Origin of the sequence: Streptomyces roseolilacinus, assembly GCF_014649335.1 — a bacterium.
Lineage (GTDB): Bacteria > Actinomycetota > Actinomycetes > Streptomycetales > Streptomycetaceae > Streptomyces > Streptomyces roseolilacinus.
This window is the reverse complement of record NZ_BMSV01000003.1, coordinates 414,932-433,718: the sequence shown is the minus strand read 5'-3', so window position 1 is coordinate 433,718 and position 18,787 is coordinate 414,932. Positions and strand designations below refer to the sequence as shown.

Annotated in this window: 14 protein-coding genes and 1 pseudogene; 8 read left to right on the top strand and 7 right to left on the bottom strand. The window is 74.6% G+C overall.

The window, feature by feature from the left end; translation table 11 throughout:
- Nucleotides 1-99 precede the first annotated feature (99 nt).
- Nucleotides 100-501: a VOC family protein gene (locus IE106_RS09210; RefSeq protein ID WP_189531794.1), complete on the top strand. Its 402-nt coding sequence runs from the start codon at nucleotides 100-102 to the stop codon at nucleotides 499-501.
- Here IE106_RS09210 and IE106_RS09205 read toward each other — a convergent pair.
- Nucleotides 438-1,187: a helix-turn-helix domain-containing protein gene (locus tag IE106_RS09205; protein WP_189532244.1), complete on the bottom strand. Its 750-nt coding sequence runs from the start codon at nucleotides 1,185-1,187 to the stop codon at nucleotides 438-440. The two genes, IE106_RS09210 and IE106_RS09205, sit on opposite strands and share 64 nt — an antisense overlap.
- Nucleotides 1,184-2,407 carry a YihY/virulence factor BrkB family protein gene (locus IE106_RS09200; protein WP_373295923.1) on the bottom strand — a complete coding sequence of 408 codons (1,224 nt, stop codon included), beginning with the start codon at nucleotides 2,405-2,407 and terminating at the stop codon, nucleotides 1,184-1,186. Before IE106_RS09200 ends, IE106_RS09205 begins: the two co-directional genes overlap by 4 nt.
- Before the next feature lie 17 nt (nucleotides 2,408-2,424).
- Between IE106_RS09200 and IE106_RS09195 the strand changes: the two genes are divergently transcribed.
- Entirely contained in the window at nucleotides 2,425-4,092 is a 1,668-nt protein-coding gene (locus tag IE106_RS09195; RefSeq protein WP_189531792.1) for an acyl-CoA dehydrogenase family protein, read from the top strand.
- Nucleotides 4,093-4,333: 241 nt separating this feature from the next.
- Here the strand turns inward: IE106_RS09195 and cuyB are convergent, their stop codons facing one another.
- Genes cuyB through IE106_RS09180 form a run of 3 tightly spaced genes read right to left on the bottom strand, consistent with a single transcriptional unit; the run spans nucleotide 4,334 to nucleotide 6,831 of the window.
- Nucleotides 4,334-5,038, bottom strand: coding sequence for a cysteate racemase (gene cuyB, locus IE106_RS09190; protein WP_189531790.1), 705 nt, complete (start codon nucleotides 5,036-5,038; stop codon nucleotides 4,334-4,336).
- A 1-nt stretch (nucleotide 5,039) separates the two neighbouring features.
- Entirely contained in the window at nucleotides 5,040-5,816 is a 777-nt protein-coding gene (locus IE106_RS09185) for a sulfite exporter TauE/SafE family protein (RefSeq protein WP_189531788.1), read from the bottom strand.
- Nucleotides 5,809-6,831 carry a TauD/TfdA family dioxygenase gene (locus tag IE106_RS09180; protein WP_189531786.1) on the bottom strand — a complete coding sequence of 341 codons (1,023 nt, stop codon included), beginning with the start codon at nucleotides 6,829-6,831 and terminating at the stop codon, nucleotides 5,809-5,811. The genes IE106_RS09185 and IE106_RS09180 overlap by 8 nt, the downstream gene beginning before the upstream one ends.
- A gap of 262 nt (nucleotides 6,832-7,093) precedes the next feature.
- Here IE106_RS09180 and IE106_RS09175 point away from each other — a divergent pair, with 262 nt between their 5' ends.
- Nucleotides 7,094-8,392: a benzoate/H(+) symporter BenE family transporter gene (locus tag IE106_RS09175; protein WP_229840199.1), complete on the top strand. Its 1,299-nt coding sequence runs from the start codon at nucleotides 7,094-7,096 to the stop codon at nucleotides 8,390-8,392.
- On the opposite strand, the pseudogene IE106_RS30235 reads toward IE106_RS09175, so the two are convergent.
- Nucleotides 8,318-8,683 (bottom strand): annotated as a pseudogene (locus IE106_RS30235) (helix-turn-helix domain-containing protein); the annotation flags it as partial. The gene IE106_RS09175 and the pseudogene IE106_RS30235 sit on opposite strands and share 75 nt — an antisense overlap.
- Before the next feature lie 1,213 nt (nucleotides 8,684-9,896).
- On the opposite strand from IE106_RS30235, the gene IE106_RS09170 reads away from it, so the two are divergent.
- A complete protein-coding gene (locus tag IE106_RS09170; RefSeq protein WP_229840198.1) occupies nucleotides 9,897-11,198 on the top strand; it encodes a helix-turn-helix domain-containing protein in 1,302 nt (433 codons plus the stop codon).
- A 30-nt stretch (nucleotides 11,199-11,228) separates the two neighbouring features.
- On the opposite strand, the gene IE106_RS09165 is transcribed toward IE106_RS09170, so the two are convergent.
- A complete protein-coding gene (locus tag IE106_RS09165; RefSeq protein ID WP_189531784.1) occupies nucleotides 11,229-11,852 on the bottom strand; it encodes a hypothetical protein in 624 nt (207 codons plus the stop codon).
- 203 nt (nucleotides 11,853-12,055) lie between these two features.
- On the opposite strand from IE106_RS09165, the gene IE106_RS09160 reads away from it, so the two are divergent.
- From IE106_RS09160 to IE106_RS09150, 4 genes are all read left to right on the top strand, one after another.
- Nucleotides 12,056-15,934 carry a wHTH domain-containing protein gene (locus tag IE106_RS09160; RefSeq protein ID WP_189531782.1) on the top strand — a complete coding sequence of 1,293 codons (3,879 nt, stop codon included), beginning with the start codon at nucleotides 12,056-12,058 and terminating at the stop codon, nucleotides 15,932-15,934.
- A 43-nt stretch (nucleotides 15,935-15,977) separates the two neighbouring features.
- A complete protein-coding gene (locus tag IE106_RS09155; protein WP_189531780.1) occupies nucleotides 15,978-16,547 on the top strand; it encodes a GNAT family N-acetyltransferase in 570 nt (189 codons plus the stop codon).
- 128 nt (nucleotides 16,548-16,675) lie between these two features.
- The gene (locus tag IE106_RS30955) at nucleotides 16,676-16,759 is read left to right on the top strand and encodes a putative leader peptide (protein ID WP_023590579.1); all 84 of its coding nucleotides are present in this window, start codon (nucleotides 16,676-16,678) and stop codon (nucleotides 16,757-16,759) included.
- Nucleotides 16,760-16,885: 126 nt separating this feature from the next.
- The gene (locus IE106_RS09150) at nucleotides 16,886-18,583 is read left to right on the top strand and encodes a nitrite/sulfite reductase (protein ID WP_189531778.1); all 1,698 of its coding nucleotides are present in this window, start codon (nucleotides 16,886-16,888) and stop codon (nucleotides 18,581-18,583) included.
- Nucleotides 18,584-18,787 lie beyond the last annotated feature (204 nt).

The following is an 18,787-nucleotide window of genomic DNA, read 5'->3' as shown; positions in this document are numbered from 1 at the left end:
GGCACGTCCCGGCCCGTGCCGGGGCGGGGACCGGACGACGGGGCCCGCACGTCCGATCCGTACAAGACCGGTGCGGGCGGCGGCCCGTACGGTGCGGGCATGACCGTGACACCTCGTTTCGACGCGATCGGCCTCGTCGTCTCCGACATGGCCGCCTCCCTCGCCTTCTACCGCCGCCTCGGCCTGGACGTCCCGCCCGGGGCCGACTCCGCGCCGCACGCGGAGGCCGTGCTGCCCGGCGGACTGCGGATCATGTGGGACACCGAGGAGGCGGTCCGCGCCTTCGACCCCGGCCTGGCGGCCGCCGGCGGCGGCGACCGGACGGCGCTCGCCTTCCGCTGCGACGGCCCGGCCGGGGTCGACGCGCTGTACGGGGAGCTGGTGGCGGCCGGGTACCGGGGGCACCTGGCGCCGTGGGACGCGCCGTGGGGGCAGCGCTACGCGGTGGTCCTCGACCCGGACGGGCGGGGCGTGGACCTGTTCGCCGACGCCGCCGCGTAGGCCGTCGGGGTCCGGCCCGTCAGGGCGCGCACGTCGCGGGTCAGGTGCGCCTGGTCGGTGTAGCCCGCGGCGGCCGCGACCGCCGCGTACGGGGTCCCGGCGCGGACCAGCGCGAGGGCCCGCTGGAGGCGCAGGACGCGGGCGAGGGTCTTCGGCCCGTACCCGAAGGCGTCCAGGGAGCGCCGGTGCAGCTGCCGCACGCCCAGGCCCACCGCGTCGGCCGTGGCGGCGACGCTCCAGCCCGCGTCCAGCCGGGCGGCGACGGCGCGGAGCAGCGGGTCGGGTCGGGGCGCGGCGGCCGCCGCGCGCAGGGCCGCCTCCTCCAGGCCGGCGGCCGGGCCCGCGGGGGCGGCGGCCACGCGGGCGGCCAGCCGGCGGGCCCGGGCGGCGGGCCACAGGTCGGCCAGGTCGACGCGCCGGTCGCGCAGTTCGTGCGCCGGTACGCCGAGCAGGGCGGGCGCGTCACCGGGCGCGAAGCGGACCCCGGCCCAGGCGGCGCCCGCGCCCTCGGGGACGTGCGCCCGGGTGTCGGGGCCGGCGACGAGGAGCCGGCCCTCCGTCCACAGCAGGTCCATGCAGCCGTCCGGCAGGACCGGGTGGACCGCCCCGTCCGGGCGGGCACCGGTCAGCTCCCAGACGACCGCGCCGTCCAGCCGGGAGGGCCGCTCCCGGTAGCGGGGGGTCAGCCCGCCTCCCCGTCGCGGTTGCGCGGGACGGACCCCTCCCGGTCGGGCCGCTCCTTCGGCCGCCGGTCCTTCTCCGCCTTCTCCCACTGGAGGCGGGCCCGCACGTCGTCCGGGGGGAGGAAGCGCGACCAGCGCTCCGGGAACTCCGACGGCATGTCCGGGTCGCCGTCGCCGGACTGCGCGCGGGCCAGCAGGGCGGCGACCTCGGCGGCGCGGGCGCGTTCGGTCTCGGCGCGGGCGGCGGCCGTGGCGACGGACGGCCAGACCCGGTCGACGGCCGCGTTGACGGCGGCGCCGACGAGCACCGCGAAGGCGGAGATGCCGATCCACAGCAGCACCGCGATGGGCGCCGCGAGGGAACCGTAGATGGTGGGGCCCTCGACGGTGTTCGTCAGGTAGATGCGCAGCAGGAAACTGCCCAGGACCCACATGGCGAGCGCCACCAGCGAGCCCGGCACGTCCTCGATCCACGGCGACCTGACCGGTACGGACACGTGGTACAGGGTCGTGAGGAACGCGATGGACAGCAGGATGACGACCGGCCAGTACAGGACGGACACCACCTCCGTCCCGAACGGCACCACCTCCACGACCCGGTCAGGGCCGACGACGGCCAGCGGCAGGACGACCGCGCCGATCACCAGGGCGATCAGGTAGAGGAGGAAGGCGAGCAGCCGGGTCGCGACGATGCCGCGGCGCCCGTCGAGGCCGTACATGACGGTGATCGTGTCGATGAAGACGTTCACCGCGCGGGAGCCCGACCAGAGCGCTATGGCGAAGCCGATCGAGATCACGTCGGGCCTGCCGCCCCGGGTGACGTCCTCCAGCAGGGGCTTCGCGATCTCGTTGACGCCCCGGTCGGACAGGACCGTGCCGACGGCGGCGAGGATGTTCTTCTCGATGGACGCGACGGTGGTGGTGTCCGTCCAGTCGTCGATGTAGCCGAGCAGGCCGAGCAGGCCGAGCATCAGCGGCGGCAGGGACAGGAGGGTGAAGAACGCGGCCTCGGCGGCGAGGCCGAGGATCCGGTACTCGATGCACGAGTTGACGGTGTCCTTCAGGAGGAGCCACGCCATCTTCCGCTTCGACACGTTGCGGTAGAGGGCCCTGGCCCGGTGGAGCCGGCCCGGGGAGGCGCCGGGGGGCGCGCCCCGCCCTGCGGGGCCCGGGGAACCGGCGGGCCCCCCGGCCGGTTCGGGTGTTTCCTTCGCTGCCTGCACGTCTTTACGGTATCCGCATGGCAGCCACCACCCACACCGTGACCAACCAGCCTCCGCCCCTGGTCGGGTACGACGTCTTCACCGCCGACCGGGCCCTGACCGAGGCGGTGGAACGACACCTTCCGCCCGACCTGCGCGAGGAGGCCCGCGAGGAGCTGTCGTCACTGGGCACCACCGCCGGATCGGTGCAGGCCCAGTCCTGGGGCGCCCTCGCCGACGAGTTCCCGCCGAGGCTGCGCACCCACGACCGGTACGGCAACCGCGTCGACGAGGTCGAGTTCCACCCGGCGTGGCACCGGCTCCTGGGCCACGCCGTCACGTCGGGGCTGACCTCCGCCTGGGGCCGGCCCGGCGGGCACGTGCGGCGCGCCGCCGGGTTCCTGGTGTGGTCGCAGACGGAGGCGGGGCACGGCTGCCCACTGTCGATGACCCACGCGGCGGTCCCCGCGCTGCGCACCGACCCGGACCTCGCGGCCGAGTGGGAGCCGCGGCTGACCTCGAAGGTGTACGAGGGCGAGCAGCTGCTGCCGCCCGCCGAGAAGGCGGGCGTGCTGTTCGGGATGGGCATGACGGAGAAGCAGGGCGGCAGCGACGTCCGCGCCAACACGACGGTGGCGGAGCCGCTGGCCGCGGCGGGCGAGTACGTCCTGACGGGCCACAAGTGGTTCTGCTCGGCGCCCATGTCGGACGGCTTCCTGGTGCTGGCGCAGGCCCCCGGCGGGCTCACCTGCTTCCTGGTGCCGCGGGTCCTGGCGGACGGCACGCGCAACGTGTTCCGGATCCAGCGGCTGAAGGACAAGCTCGGCAACCGGTCGAACGCGTCCGCCGAGGTCGAGTTCGACGGGACGTGGGCGCGCCTGGTCGGCGAGGAGGGGCGGGGGGTGCGCACCATCATCGGGATGGTCGCCGCGACGCGCCTCGACTGCGTGCTCGGCTCGGCCGCGCTGATGCGGCAGGCGGTCGCGCAGGCCGTGCACCACACGGCGTACCGCAGCGCGTTCGGCGGGCTCCTGATCGACAAGCCGCTGATGCGCAACGTCCTGGCCGACCTGGCGCTGGAGTCGGAGGCGGCGACGGTCCTGGGGATGCGGCTGGCGGCGGCGTACGACGCGGTGGAGTCGGGCGCCCCCGCGGCCGGCGGGCAGGGCGGCGCGGAGTCGGAGCGGGCGCTGCTGCGGCTGGCGGTGCCGGCCGCGAAGTACTGGGTGACCAAGCGGTGCACGCCGATGGTGGCGGAGGCCCTGGAGTGCCTGGGCGGCAACGGGTACGTGGAGGAGTCGGGCATGCCGCGGCTGCTGCGCGAGTCGCCGCTCAACTCCATCTGGGAGGGCTCCGGCAACGTCCAGGCGCTGGACGTGCTGCGGGCGATGCAGCGGGAACCGGGCGCGCTCGACGCGTTCCTGCGGGAGGTCGGCCGGGCGCGCGGCGCGGACCACCGGCTGGACGCGGCGATCAAGGGCCTGCTGACGGAACTGGCGGACCTGGAGGGGATCGAGGCGCGGGCGCGGCGGCTGGTGGAGCGGATGGCGCTGGTGCTGCAGGGCTCGCTGCTGGTGCGGTGGGCGCCGCCGGAGGTCGCGGACGCGTTCTGCGCCTCCCGGCTGGGCGGGGACCGGGGAGCGGCGTTCGGGACGCTGCCGCACACCCTGGACCTCCGCGCGATCGTGGAGCGGGCCCGCCCCTAGGGAGTGTCTTCAGGCGACGCCGGACGTCGCGCCGTGGACGGAACGTAGCACGGTCATCAGCGTCTCCTCCTCGTCGCCGCCGGATGCCTCTGGGGCGTGCCGGGGCTTCCGCTCCTCCCCGAAGAACAAGACCCTCCAGGGCGCCCGCGACCACGAGCGCCCACCCCACACGGTCCGCATGACGGGCGGGCGCGTTCCCGCCGTCACGGTGGGGAGGCCCGCCCCCGCCACGGGGTTCGCATCAAACCGGCGCCGGCCGGGCCAGGGCCTCCCGTACCGTCGCCCGCGCCAGGGCGGCCGTGGGATCGACGACCGGCAGGCCGGCGCTCCGCTCGCCGAGGAGCAGCGGCAGTTCGGTGCAGCCCGCCACGAGCAGGCCCGCGCCCCGGGCCGCCAGCTCCTCGCTCGCGCGCTCGATCAGGCAGGCCCCGGCCGCGCCGAGGTCGCCCGCCTTGACCCGGCGGATGGCGCCCGTCACGGCTTCGCCCTGGGTGAGCCCGCCCGGTACCACGACCCGCAGACCCGCTGCCTCCAGAGCCCTTTGGTAGAGACCGGCGCGCACCGTGCCGGTGGTGGCCAGAAGCCCGACCGACACCACGTCCGGGTGGTCGGAGCGGATCTCGGCGACCGTCTCCGCGATCATGTCGAGCATCGGGACGCGCACGCTGGTCCGTACCTCGTCGAGGAAGGCGTGCGCGGTGTTGCACGGGGTCGCGATGAGCCGCGCCCCCATCGCCTCGAGCCGGTGCGCACCGCGCACCAGCCACGGCGTCGGGTCGGGCCCGCGCCCACTCAGCGCCGCCGAGCGGTCCGGAACCGTCGGGTCGGCCCACACCACGACCGGCAGGTGTTCCTGGTCGATGCCGGCCGGGGTCGCGTCGATCACCTTCCGGTAGAAGTCGACCGTGGCCAACGGGCCCATTCCGCCCAGAATTCCGATGGACATCTCATGTCCCCCATTGATCGAGTGCGAGCTTGCCGACCAGCACGGTCACGACGACGAGCAACACGGCACGTACGAAACCGCTGCCGCGCTTGAGCGCCATGCGCGCGCCCACCGAGGCGCCCGCGAGGTTGAACACCGCCAAGAGGGGAGCGAGCGCCCACAGGACCGTCCCCTGGTAGGCGAATATCGCGAGCGCGCCCAGGTTCGTCCCGACGTTGACGACTTTCGCGGTCGCCGACGCCGTGACCATGTCCATGGACAGAACCGCGACCAGGCCGATCACCAGGAAGGTCCCGGTGCCGGGCCCGAGCAGGCCGTCGTAGAAGCCGATGCCCGCGCCGACGACCACGACGGCGGCGAGGACCCGCTGCCGGGTCACGGTGCCCCCGGGCCTCTGCCCGAACTGCGGCTTCGACACGACGAAGGCGGCGACGGCGAGCAGCAGCACCATGATCACGGGGCGCAGCACCTCGCTCTTCACGCCGGCCGCGAAGAACGCCCCGCCCATCGCCGCCAGGGCCGCGACGGAGCCGAGCCGGGCCGCGAGCCGCACGTCGACGGGGGCCCTGCGGGCGTACGTCACCGCCGCCGCCGAGGTGCCGACGACGCCGACGGCCTTGTTGGTGCCGAGGGCGTACGCGGGGGCCAGGTGCGGGAAGGCGATCAGCAGGGCGGGCACCTGGAGGAGCCCGCCACCGCCGACCACCGCGTCGACCCAGCCCGCGAGTGCGGCGGCGACGCAGAGCAGCACCGCCGTGGTGAGGGTCAGGTCATGCACGGGCGTAGCTGTCCTTGCCGAGCACCCGGCCGCCGGCCCGCACCAGGACGTCGGCACGCAGTTCGCCGGGGTACGGGTAGAACCGGCGCAGCCAGCGGTCGTTGCCGTCGTAGCGCGGCGTGAAGTCGCTGCGGCCGTGCACCACGATCCGGTTGTCCACCAGGAGCAGCTCGCCCCGGTCGGCCCGCACCGCCCGGTGCACCGTGTGCATGGCCCGGTTGAGGCGCTCCAGGGCTTCCTGCGCCGAGGCGTCCGTGCCGAAGGTGTTGTGCATGTTGAACCGGACCCTCGTGCCGGGGGCACCGGCAGGGCCGTCCATGAGGACCGGGTGCGGATCGGTCACCGGCCGCTCGTCCTCGGCGAGGCCCCGCGTGAAGGAGAGCGGGAAGCGGCTCCGGTAGCGGTCGGTGCGCAGCAGCTCACGGTCGGCGGCGGAGAGCAGCGGCTCGGCCTCGCGGACCGAGGCGACCATGGTGGCCGCCCGCCGGTCGTGGTCGGGGCGCAGGCACAGCAGGCCCAGGTGCGAGGGCCGCACCGGGTGGTGGACGTTCTCGGTGTGGAAGTCGAAGAGGGTGGAGCCGGAGTTCAGGGGCTTCGCCGCGTCGGTGGGGACCGGATACACGTCGTGCACGAGCGCCCCGGACTTCTCGTCCTCGTAGCCGATCAGCCCGCCCAGCGGGTGCGCGATCAGGGCGACGAGCAGGCTGGAGGGGTGCGTTTCACCGAGGACGTCGGAGCCGTACACGGCCGGGGTCGCCGGGATGTCCCCGACGGGCAGTCCGCGCACCACGAGCAGGCCGTGGTCCGGCGGGGTGTCGCGGAAGGACCCGATGCCCTCGCGCAGCCGGGCCGGCAGACGTCCGGCGAGCGCGGCGAAGGCCGCGGTCTGCAGGGTCTGTTCCAGGGGCCCCGGCAACTGCGCCGTGTCGTGGAGCAGTTCCTCGAGGCGGGTGGTTTCGGCCGGGTCGAGGGTGAGCGCGGCGAGGTCCGCACGGGGTTCCGCATGAGTCGTCATGCCGGAGATCCTGTGACTCCGGCGAACGCTGTGACCAGGGAAGTCGACCGTCCGGAAAGGTCCATGACCCACTCCGGTCACACCTCGGTCCTGTCCGGTAGGGGACGCGGCCTGAAGCGGACGCCCCCCGGCGTGCCCCGGCTCCGTGCGGTGCGGCAGCATGTGCGGCGCGGCAACGTCTTCGGGGGGGGAGGTGTCGTGATGTCCGTGGTTCCTTTGTTCTCCTTCATCTGGGGCTGAATCGGTGCGACTGGTGCGGTCGGTGTCCTTCTCCGCGGTCAACGCGGGCGTGGTGGCGATGGCGGTCTCGTACGCGGGGCCGCTCGCCCTCGTCCTGGCCGCCGCCGGGGCCGCCGGCCTGAGCGCGGCACAGACCTCGTCGTGGGTGTGGGCGATCTCCATCGGCGCGGGCCTGACCTGTGTGGGGCTCAGCTGGTGGAGCCGTACCCCGGTGATCACGGCGTTCTCCACGCCGGGCGCGGCCATCCTGGTCACGGCCCTCGCGCAGCACGACTACGCCGAGGCCGTCGGCGCCTTCCTGTGCGCCGGCGTCGCGGCCACGGCGCTGACCGTCACGGGTGTGTTCACCCGGGTCCTCGCCCGGATTCCGGAGGGAATCGTCTCGGCGATGCTCGCCGGGATCCTCTTCTCGTTCGGCACCGCGATCTTCACCTCGCTGCGCTCCGCCCCGCTGCTCGCGGGCGCCATGGTGGTCGGCTACCTGCTCGCCAAGGGTCTGTGGCCGACGTACGCGGTGATGTGCGCGCTCGCCGTCGGGCTTGTCACCGCCTGGGCGGGCGGCGGCCTTCACCTGGACGTCTCGGGCCCCGGCCTGGCCGTGCCGCACCTCACGGCACCGCACTTCTCGGTGGGGGCGCTCATCGGCATCGGCGTGCCGCTGCTCGTCGCCACGCTCGCCGGGCAGTACGCGCCGGGGATGACCGTGCTGCGCGCGGACGGCTACCGGCCGGACGAGCGCGTGGTGTGCGGGACGACCGGCGTGGTGTCGACGCTGCTCGCGCCCTTCGGCTCGCACGCGATCAATCCGGCGGCCATCACCGCCGCGATCTGCACCGGACCCGAGGCGCACCGCGATCCGGCCAGGCGGTGGGTCGCCGGGGTGAGCTGCGGCATCGGCTATCTGGTCGTGGGCTGCTTCGGCTCGACGCTCGTGGCCCTGTTCACCGGGTTGCCGGAGGCGCTCGTGGCCACCCTGGCGGGGGTGGCGCTGCTCGGGGCGTTCTCCGGCAGTCTGGCCCGTACGGTCGCCGACGAACGCCACCGCGAGGCCTCCGTCGTCACCTTCCTCGCGACTGCCTCCGGAGTGACGGTCGCCGGCATCGGCTCACCCTTCTGGGGACTGCTCGCCGGTGTCCTCGCACACCTCCTGCTCAAGGTCCGCAGAGGCGAGCCAGCCCGCGCGTTCGGCGAGGACCGCGACCTGGAACCGGCTGGTGGCGCCGAGCGCCGACGTCAGGTCGCCGACTATCCGGCGGACCGTGCGGTCCGAGACGCCGAGACGCCGCCCGACCGCCTCGTCGGTCAGCCCTTCCGCGAGTAACCGGAGGACCGCCCGCTGCCGCCGGTCGGGCTGGCCCCCCGGGTCCTCGTCCGCCTCGGTGCGCACCCCCGTGCCGAAGGCGGTGGCCTGGGCCCACGCGTACTCGAACTGGCTGCGGAACACCTCGACCAGGGACGGGTCGTACACGACGACGGCCGCCTGCTGCCCGTCCGCACCGGTCGCGGGCACGATCGCCAGGTGCTGGTCGACGACGATGAGCCGATGCGGCAGCGTCACGGCGGTACGCACCTGACCGCCCGCCTTCCGCAACTCCCGAAGGTAGGCGGACATGTAGGGCAGTGCCGCGGATGAGGCGAGGTGGACGGTGCGCATCGCGACACCGCGCCGCAGCGCCCGCCGGTCGCGCGCCAGGCCCTCCTCCGCCATGTGCTCGGACACTCCGCGGCCCGGGTGCAGCGAGACGACCTCTTCACGCGCCTGCTGGGCGGCGTCCTCCAGGGCGGTCGCGATATTGGCCGTGCCCTCCACGAGCTGGGCCTGGGTGCCGGAGATGCGCAGGGCGTGGATGGGGTGGAAGTCGGTGAGCATCCGCACCATCGCCTCGCGGGTGCGGGTGGTCTGCTCGATGAGTTCGTCGACGCGGCGGGCGTCGGCGGCGAGGAGGTGGTCGAGTGCGGACTCGGACGACACGCACGCCCAGCCGCTGGGTGTGGCGGTGGTCCGCACCAGGAGGCCGAGGCGGGACAGGACCTGGATGGCCGCGGCGTACTCCTCGCTGCTCCAGTCGAGCCGCCGGCACACGGCCGCCGGTGTCCAGGCGGCGTCCTGGACGGCGATCACGTAGAGGCTCTGCGCGAGTTTGTGCTCCGGTTCGGCGGTTCTGGTCAATGGGTCCCCCTCGTCGACGCTGCCCCCGGGCATGACGAAGGGCCGTCCCTCCTGCGCGGGGGAGTGACGGCCCTCGTCACACAACACGACTCACCCTACGCCGAACGGCACCCGGCCGGTGCGCCGTGGTCGGGGCGTCCGCACCCCGCCGGGCGGCCCGGATACGCGCGGCTCCGGCCCGGCCCCTGTTCCAGCGCCTGGCCGGCCGCTGACACCGTGTCCCACGTGATGAGACGGCCGAGTCGCCCGCGGCGGCGCGGGGCCGCCACGGGACCGGGAGATCCGGGTGGTCGCAGGGATCACGTTCGTGGCGGGGGCCGTTCCCGCCGGGCAGCCGCCGTTCTCGCGTCCCCGCCGATGTGAGCGTGGCGTTTGACGACGACTCCCGGGGCGCAGGGGACGCGCGAGGGAACGCCGACGGGCGCGGGACACCGGACGGCGTCCCGCGCCCGGAGCGCGGGCGGGATGGTGCTGCGCCGACACGGCACCATCCCGTCGGGTACCGGAGTACCGGTACCCGGCCACTGTCGTACGGGACGGGGGCCTCGCGCGAGAGTTGCAGAAGGTTGCAGCGGTGGCGCGTTCTGTGCGGAGGCGGTCCGGGCGGCCGCGCGGACGGGAGATGATGGGGGCGGTTCGGGAACGGGAGGGCCCGGTGCAGAAGGCCACAGTCGACATCACCCGGCTCGCCGCGATGGACTCGCGTGAGGCGACGCTGCTGCTCAGGAACATCAGGGACGCCGCCCTGCGCGGCGGCCGGCCGCCGCTGTCGCCGCGCGCCGACATCGGGGCGTCGTGGCAGCGGATGCTCCGCGAGGGCGTCGACCCGGACCGCGACCGCCGTTCGGGACTGCTGTCGCCCGCGGAGCTGGAGGAGCGGCGCGGTGGTTCGCCGCTCGCGGTCCTGCTGCCGCTGCTCCGCGAGGGCCTCGTGTCGATGCCGGGCGCGCGGCACCTCATGGTCGTCGCGGACGCGGACGGGCGGGTGCTGTGGCGGGAGGGCCACCCCTCGGTGCTGCGGATGGCGGACGGGCACGGCTTTGAACCGGGCGCGGACTGGCGCGAGTCGACGGTCGGCACGAACGGCGTGGGGACGGCGCTGGTGGTGCGGCGCCCGGTGCAGGTCCACTCGGCGGAGCACTTCGTCGCCACGCACCACACGTGGACGTGCGCGGGCGCCCCGATCACGGACCCGCGCGACGGGCGGCTGATGGGCGTCGTCGACGTGAGCGGCCCGGTGACGACGATGCACCCGGCGACGCTGCTGCTGGTCGGTTCGGTGGCGCGGCTCGCCGAGGCGGAGCTGCGCAACCGGCACCTGGCGGGTCTCGCCCGGCTGCGGGCGGTGGCGGCGCCGCTGCTGTGCCGGGTGGGCGGCCGGGCGGTGGCGGTGGACCGGTACGGCTGGACGGCGGCGGTGACGGGCCTCACCCCGGTGGACCGGGTGCCGCTGCCCCCGTCGCTGGGGGCGGGCCGGGTGCGGCTGGCGACGCTGGGCGAGTGCGACGTGGAGCCGCTGCCGGGCGGCTGGCTGGTGCGTCCGCTGGACGCCGCGGACGCGCGGGCCGGGGGCGCGGCGGCCCGGCTGGTGCTCGACGTGAGCCGCCCGCGGGAGTGGACGGTGCGGGTGTCGGGCGCGGTCGGCTGCTGGACCAGGGAGTTGAGCCCGCGTCACGCGGAGCTGCTGTACGCGCTGGCCGTGCGCCGGGAGGGCCGTACGGCGGCGCAGTTGGCTGCCGACGTGTTCGGCGACCGGACCCGGACGGTGACCGTGCGGGCGGAGATGTCCCGGATACGGCGCACCCTGGGCGGCGTGCTGGCGCACCGGCCGTACCGGTTCCGCGACGAGGTGGAGGTGGAGGTGCTCGCCCCGGCCGACGCCGGCGACCTGCTGCCGTACTCGACGGCGCCCGCCGTGGTGGCCGCGCGGCGCACGGCCGGCGACCGCGCCGGATGAGGTGGCCCCCGTCCGGCGCGGCCAGCCGGGTCAGCCGGTGACCGGCCATTCCAGCGGCTCCTTGTAGAAGCCGCGGGTCAGCTCCACCGCGGCCGCCTTCTGGCCCTCGGGGATCAGGAAGGCGGTGCAGATCTTCTCCGACTGTCCGGGGCCGAGCTGCTTCTCGGTGTCCGCGGCGGGGCAGTCGGGCCACTTCGCCTCGCCGAAGAGGACCAGGAGCGCGCGGGTGCGCGTGCCCTGGTCGGTCCTGACGACCAGGTCGTCGTCCATGTCACCGACCTTCATGGGCTTGCCGCTCTTGTGCGTGAGCTCGGCCCAGACGTAGACCGGCACCCGCGGTCCGTCCTTCTCGTCCTTCTTCAGTCCGGAGGCGTCCATGTCGGCCTTGGTGCCGGTCTTCACCCGGGTCGGGGTGACGGTGTACTTGGCGCCGCTCGACGCCTGCATGTCGCTCTCCGCCTCCGGGCTCTCCTCGCCCAGGCGGTACGTCGTCCTCTCGTCCTCCGCGCCGGGACCGGAACCGGTCGCCGTCGCCCCGGCCCCGGACCCCTTGCCGCCCTTCGCGCCCGTTCCCGTGCCGCCGTCGCAGCCCGCCAGCGTCAGGACGAGCGCCAGGGCACCCGCCGCCGCGGCTCCGCGTGTCCACGCAGACATCCGTTCCTCGCTTTCCCCGTTGTCCCGGCCGGCGGACGGCGTGCGTCGGCGCGGCCGGGTCGATTCACGGCGGACGATCTTGCCAGAGGCGCGCCGCCATCCCTCGGGCGGGTCCGCCCCCGCGGCGGTGCGCGCGTGCCGCGGCGGGGCGGGGGGCTCATAAGCTGGACGCCTTGTCGGGCGGGCGGGGAGGGGCGGGCGCGATGCGGGATCCGGGCACCCGGAACGTGGTGGACGGCGGCACGGTGACGGGGTCCGTCGTCCAGGCGGGCCACATCGGCCAGGTGACGATCCAGCAGGTCGTGCCGCCGCGGCCGGAGCCGTCCGCCGGGGACCCGTGGGTGGGCCTGGTCCGCGACGCGTCGGTGTGGCGGCACGTGCCGGGCACCCGGGACCCGGCACGGTACCGGGAGGCGGCCGCCTCGGCCGCCGCCGCCCTCGCCCGGCTGCGCGACGAGGCGGAGGAGCGGCTGGCCGGCGACCCGTGGCAGGACCCGCGGGGTCCGGAGCGGTTCGCGGAGCGCCTGGAGTGGCTGCTGGGCGAACCGGACGACGGCGCCGGCCTCGACCTGTACCCGGCGGAGGCGGCGCTGTTCGCGCTGGTCCCGCTGCTGGCGCGGGTGCACGACCTGCGGATGGCCGCCGACCGCCTGCACGTCGAGCCGTGGCGGCCCGGCCCGGCGGGGGACCGTACGCCGCCGGAGCGGGCGGCGTTCGAGGCGTACACGGACGGCCACGGCGTGCTGGTGCAGCGGGCGCTGCTGCGGCCCGACGCGGCGGGACCGATCGGCTGGTGGCTGTTCCACCGCTGGCTGCTCCGGCACGAGGCGTACGCCGCGCCGGAGACGGTACGGGGGCTGCTGGACGCCCTCGGGGAGGCGGGCGCCGTGTTGGGCGACGCGCTCGCGCCGGTCCGGGTGGGCCGGGTCCTGCACGGGCTGCGGCGCGGCCCCCACGTCTGCAACCCGGAGTTCCTCGCCACCCTCCCGTCCGACGACCCGCTGCGCGGGCCGGGCCTGCAACGGGTGCGCGACCAGCGGCTGGTGCTGCTCGCCTCGCTGGCGTACGCGCTGACCCCCGGGACGACGACGCTGCCGGACGTCGTCGCCGAGCACCTGGGCATCCCCCACCCGGTCGACCCGGCCGCGCTGCGCACCACGCTGGAGGGGGCGTCGTGGGGTGGGTCGCCGGACCTGCCGGTGCTGCGGGCCGAGTGTTCCCACGAGGCCGTGGTGGAGGGGCTGCGGTCGGCGGTGGGCCGCATGGACGAGGTGCTGCACGCGGTGACCCGTACGGTGCGGGAGCGGGTGACGCAGCCGGTGCCGCGCCTGCCGGTGCGGCTCTCCGCCGACGGCGTGACCCCGGTGGAGGGCGCGTTCACCGGGTGGGCGCGGTTCCGGCTGGACGAGCGGCGGGTGCGGGACCTGCTGATGGGCGTCCAGCTGTACAAGGACCGGGACCTGGCGATCCGGGAGCTGTACCAGAACGCCCTGGACGCCTGCCGGTACCGGCGGGCCCGCACCGAGTACCTGGACCGCACGCACCCGGCGGCCGTGTACGCGTACGAGGGCTCCATCGTGTTCGAGCAGGGCGTCGACGGCGACGGCCGCGCGTACGTCGAGTGCCGCGACGACGGCATCGGCATGGGCGAGGCCGAGCTGCGCGGGGTGTTCTCCCAGGCGGGCGCGCGGTTCGCGGAGCAGCCCGACTTCCGCGAGGAGCAGGCCGACTGGGCCCGCCTCGACCCGCCGGTCCGCTTCCATCCCAACAGCCGCTTCGGCATCGGCGTGCTCAGCTACTTCATGCTCGCCGACGAACTGCGCGTCACGACCTGCCGGATGGGCCCGGACGGCATGCCCGGCCCGGTACTGGAGGCGTCGGTCTTCGGGCCGGGGCACCTGTTCCGGATCGTGCGCACCAGGAAGCGGGGTGACCAGCCGGGCACGACGGTGCGCCTGTACCTGCGGGACGTGGACGACCGATGGTCCTGCCCGAAGGTACTGGCGAGGCTGCTGGGGGTGGCGGAGTTCGCGACGGTGGCGCGGCACGGGACGGAGGTGGTGCGGTGGAGGCCGGGGGTGCTGCAGGAGCGGCGGTCGCGCGGCCACACGTTCCACCTGGACGCGGGCGACGCCATGGAGGCGTGGCCGGACGCCCCACCGGGGGCGCAGGTCTTCTGGTGCCGGAGGGGCGGCGGGCTGCTCGTGGACGGGCTGGTGGTCCATCCGGACACGCGCGGGGGCGTCCTGTCCCAGCAGGGCGCGGGACTGTTCGGGGCGGTGGTGAACCTCTCCGGGCCGCTGGCCCCGGAGAGGCTGTCGGCGGACCGGACCCTGGTCCTGGACGACGTGCGGGAGACGGTTCGCGGGTTGCTGGCGGAGGCGTCCGGCCATCTGCTGGACGGTCCGCTCCTGCGTTCCGACTGGCTCACCGACGTCGCTTCCAGGAGCGCGGCGCTGGCCGACCTCATCGTGGAACGCTGCCTGGCCGAAGGTCGGGACGTGCCCGGCACTCCGCCCGGCGCCGCCGCGACGAGCCGGGCCGGATTCCTGCCGGACGACCTCCGCCTGCTGTTCCCGGACCGGACGAGCCGGACCGCGTCGAGACTGGAGACCGCCGGGGACGGCGTCCCGGACCACGTCCTCCTGTGGCGTCTGCTCGCCCACCGGCCGCAGCCTCCGCTGGAGGAGCTGAGCCGTCTGTGTCCCGCCCTGGCGGCCGTCGGCCCCGTGGCTCCCGCGCTCCCGTCCGACGGTGCTCTCCTGGAGGGGATCGGCGGCGGGGTGACGAGTGACGTTCCGGTGTTCCAGACGGCCGGTCTCCTGCACCGGTCCCCCCGGGCGGTGGCCCGGCGCGCCGCGGAGCTGGGCCTGTACGACGGCCCGTGGGACGGGCTTCCCGACGCGCCCGTGCCGCAGGGCCGCTCGCCTCGGCCGCCCCGGGTCGCCGGGCACGCCGGCGCGGTCACCCCCGAGGTGCTCGTCAGGGCGTGCGTGGAAGGCGCCGAGTCCCTGGACACGGTGGTGCTCCGCCTGCGCGACGCCGGGAGGGAGGTGCCGGACGCCGTACTGGCCACCGCGCGGGCGGGCCTGGCGGACGACGTGCTGCGGCGGTACCTCCGCGAGCGGTCGTGCCCCTGGTTCGCGCCGGGTGAGCGGGTCCCGCCCAAGGTCCTGGTCGACCTCGCGCTCACGCTGGACCGCACCGTGTCCGACGTGTGCGCACGGCTCCGGTCCTGCGGGCTGGCGCCGGAGCGGTCCGTACTCCCCGACTCGCCCACGGAAGACCTGCGGCGGGCGCTGGGCGAGCACGTGGGCACCGCCGCCGCCCGGCCCCTCGACCCGGAAGCGCCCGTGCCGCCCTCCCACGTCCTGACGGCGGCGCGGGAACTGGGTGTGGACCCGGCTCAGGCGATCGGCTGGTACCGGCGGCTCGGTTTCACACCCCCGGAGCCGTTCCCGGCCGAGACGCAGTCCCACGATCCGGACATCCTGGCGCCGCCCCCGGATGTCGAGACGCTGAGCCACTCACCGTTGCGACCGGGGCGCCCCGTCCTCTACGCGCACCTCCTCACGGTCATCCGAGGCAAGGGACTCGCCCCGGCGCTGGTCGCCTCCCGCATGCGGGCGTACGGCCTGTCGGTGCCCGAACTGCGCCCGGTGACCGCGTCGGAGCTGGACGGCCACCTGTTCTCCGGCCCGATGGACTGGCAGGGGCTGCGGGCGGACGCACCCGTCCCGTACGCGCGGGTCCTGGCGGCGGCCTCCGAGCTCATGATCCCGCCCGTGGAGATCGCGGCCAGGCTGGCGGAGCACGGCTTCCCCCTCTCCTGCCGGGAGCTGCCCGAGGGGTTGTCGCCCGCCCGGGCCCTCGACCTGGTCGGTGAGACGAGACGGCTGACCCGGAGCCCCGTGAGCCTGTACGGGCTCCTCAGGGGCGCCCGCGTCCTCGGCGTCCCCCTCGCCCGGGTCCACCACTGGCTCGTCGCCCTGGGCATCGACGTCGTGGATCCCGCCGAAGCGGTCCGCGCCGCCCTCCCCCTCGTCCCCCGCGCCCGGGCGCTCACCCCCGACGGACGGTGATCACACTGGCCGGAATCACCCCCGCCGTGGTTCCCTGACCGGCATGAGCAGCATCGACGTCACGACCTGGTACCTGGAGCAGACCTCCCCGGACGACCTGCGGCCCGCCGCCGCGCCGGAGGGGGGCGTGGAGATCGTCCGCGCCGAGGTGCCCTCGCCCGAGTTCAGCCGGTTCCTGTACTGCTCGGTGGGCGGCGACGTCTCCTGGGTGGACCGGCTCGGGCTGACGCACGCGCAGTGGCGGGAGATCCTGGAGCGGCCGGGCGCCGAGACGTGGGTGGCGTACGAGAGGGGGACGCCGGCCGGGTACGTCGAGTTGGACCCGCAGGACGAGGGCGTCGTCGAGATCATGTACTTCGGGCTGATCCCGGCCTTCCGGGGACGGCGCATCGGCGGGCACCTGCTGTCGTACGGCGCGGCCCGCGCCTGGGACCTGGCGGACCGCTGGCCGGGCCGGGCGCCCACCGAGCGGGTCCGGTTGAACACCTGCTCCCTGGACGGCGAGCACGCGCTCGCCAACTACCGGCGGCGCGGCTTCCGCCTCTACGACACGCGCGTGGCCGCCAAGCCGGCCGTCGGGACGCCGGGGCCCTGGCCGGGCGCCTTCGCCTGAGCCCGCGGCGCGTCCCGGGGCGGCCGGGCGACGTGACCCGCACCACACTTGTCCACGATGCGAGACATCCGCGTCCGGGATACGGACGAAGGTGGACTGAGTCCAAACTCGCATGACACGCTTCCGTCATGTCTCGAGCTGGAATTGCCTTGGTGAGTCGGCGGCACGTCGACCTCGGCCGCATGTCCAGCGCCATGTGTCCGGCGAGCTGAGCGAACCAGCAACGCCGCGATCCCCGATCTTCTGAACCCGCCGCGCAATGTCGCGCAGGAGCTCTGCCCTGCGCGACATTGCGCAGGTCAGAGCCGCCCTCCTGCAGTCCCGAAGGACGTATAGCCATGGCCGCCACCCCGGAGAAGCCCACACCCGCCACGCCCCGCCGCAAGGCGGGGCGCCACCGTGGCGAGGGCCAGTGGGCCAGGGGGCACTTCACCCCCCTCAACGGCAATGAGCAGTTCAAGAAGGACGATGACGGTCTCAATGTTCGGACACGTATTGAGACGATCTACTCGAAGGCCGGATTCGACTCCATCGACCCCAACGACCTGCGCGGCCGGATGCGCTGGTGGGGCCTCTACACCCAGCGCAAGCCCGGGATCGACGGCGGCAAGACGGCCGTCCTGGAGCCGGAGGAGCTGGACGACGAGTACTTCATGCTGCGCGTCCGCATCGACGGCGGCCGCCTGACGACCCGGCAGCTGCGGGTCGTCGGCGAGATCTCCGAGGAGTTCGCCCGGGGAACCGCCGACGTCACCGACCGGCAGAACATCCAGTACCACTGGATCCGCATCGAGGACGTCCCCGAGATCTGGCGCCGCCTCGAAGAGGTCGGCCTGTCCACGACCGAGGCGTGCGGCGACACCCCGCGCGTCATCATCGGCTCCCCCGTCGCCGGGATCGCCGAGGACGAGATCATCGACGGCACGCCCGCCATCGAGGAGATCCACCGCCGCATCATCGGCAACAAGGAGTTCTCCAACCTGCCCCGCAAGTTCAAGTCCGCGGTCTCCGGTTCGCCGCTGCTCGACGTGGCGCACGAGATCAACGACGTGGCGTTCGTGGGCGTGGAGCACCCCGAGCACGGGCCCGGCTTCGACCTGTGGGTCGGCGGCGGGCTGTCCACCAACCCGAAGATCGGTGTCCGCCTCGGCGCCTGGGTCCCCCTCGACGAGGTCCCGGACGTCTTCACCGGCGTCATCTCGATCTTCCGCGACCACGGCTACCGGCGGCTGCGCAACCGCGCCCGGCTGAAGTTCCTCGTCGCCGACTGGGGCGCCGAGGAGTTCCGCAGGGTCCTGGAGGAGGACTACCTCGGGCGCAAGCTCGTCGACGGCCCCGCGCCCGCCCAGCCCGTGCAGCAGTGGCGCGACCACGTCGGCGTCCACCGCCAGAAGGACGGCCGCTTCTACGTGGGCTTCGCCCCGCGCGTCGGCCGCGTCGACGGCGCCACCCTCACCAAGATCGCCGAGGTGGCGGAGGCGCACGGCTCCGGCCGCGTCCGCACCACCGTCGAGCAGAAAATGATCGTCCTCGACGTCGAGGAGGCGCGGGTCCCCTCGCTCGTCGCCGCGCTGGAGGCGCTCGACCTGCGGGTCAACCCGTCGCCGTTCCGGCGCGGCACCATGGCCTGCACCGGCATCGAGTTCTGCAAGCTGGCCATCGTCGAGACGAAGGCGCGCGGCTCCTCCCTCATCGACGAGCTGGAGCGCCGGATGCCCGAGTTCGACGAGCCGATCACCATCAACATCAACGGCTGCCCCAACGCCTGCGCCCGCATCCAGGTCGCGGACATCGGCCTCAAGGGCCAGCTGGTCCTCGACGAGGAGGGCCGCCAGGTCGAGGGCTACCAGGTGCACCTCGGCGGCGCCCTCGGCCTGGAGGCCGGCTTCGGCCGCAAGGTGCGCGGCCTGAAGGTCAGCTCCGCCGAGCTGCCCGACTACATCGAGCGCGTCCTCACCCGCTACCGGGCGGAGCGCGAGGACGGCGAGCGCTTCGCCACCTGGGCGGCCCGCGCCAGCGAGGAGGCCCTGTCGTGACCCGGGCGAGTGAGCCGAAGGGGCGCGCCTCCGTCGAAAGGGAGGCCGCGCGCAGGACGCGAGGAACGAGCGGCCGAGCACGACCGACCGTCGACGGAGGCTCCGGCGCCCCGGAGGCGAACCGAGCCCTCGAAGAAGCGGAGGCCGCGCGCAGGACGCGAGGAACGAGCGGCCGAGCACGACCGACCGTCGACGGAGGCTCCG

Excerpts from the sequence above, each read along its gene's own strand:
- IE106_RS09210 (WP_189531794.1), top strand. The coding sequence starts at position 100 with ATGACCGTGACACCTCGTTTCGACGCGATCGGCCTCGTCGTCTCCGAC.
- IE106_RS09195 (WP_189531792.1), top strand. The coding sequence starts at position 2,425 with ATGGCAGCCACCACCCACACCGTGACCAACCAGCCTCCGCCCCTGGTC.
- cuyB (WP_189531790.1), bottom strand. The coding sequence starts at position 5,038 with ATGTCCATCGGAATTCTGGGCGGAATGGGCCCGTTGGCCACGGTCGAC.
- IE106_RS09180 (WP_189531786.1), bottom strand. The coding sequence starts at position 6,831 with ATGACGACTCATGCGGAACCCCGTGCGGACCTCGCCGCGCTCACCCTC.
- IE106_RS09165 (WP_189531784.1), bottom strand. The coding sequence starts at position 11,852 with ATGTCTGCGTGGACACGCGGAGCCGCGGCGGCGGGTGCCCTGGCGCTC.
- IE106_RS09160 (WP_189531782.1), top strand. The coding sequence starts at position 12,056 with ATGCGGGATCCGGGCACCCGGAACGTGGTGGACGGCGGCACGGTGACG.
- IE106_RS09155 (WP_189531780.1), top strand. The coding sequence starts at position 15,978 with ATGAGCAGCATCGACGTCACGACCTGGTACCTGGAGCAGACCTCCCCG.
- IE106_RS30955 (WP_023590579.1), top strand. The coding sequence starts at position 16,676 with ATGTCTCGAGCTGGAATTGCCTTGGTGAGTCGGCGGCACGTCGACCTC.
- IE106_RS09150 (WP_189531778.1), top strand. The coding sequence starts at position 16,886 with ATGGCCGCCACCCCGGAGAAGCCCACACCCGCCACGCCCCGCCGCAAG.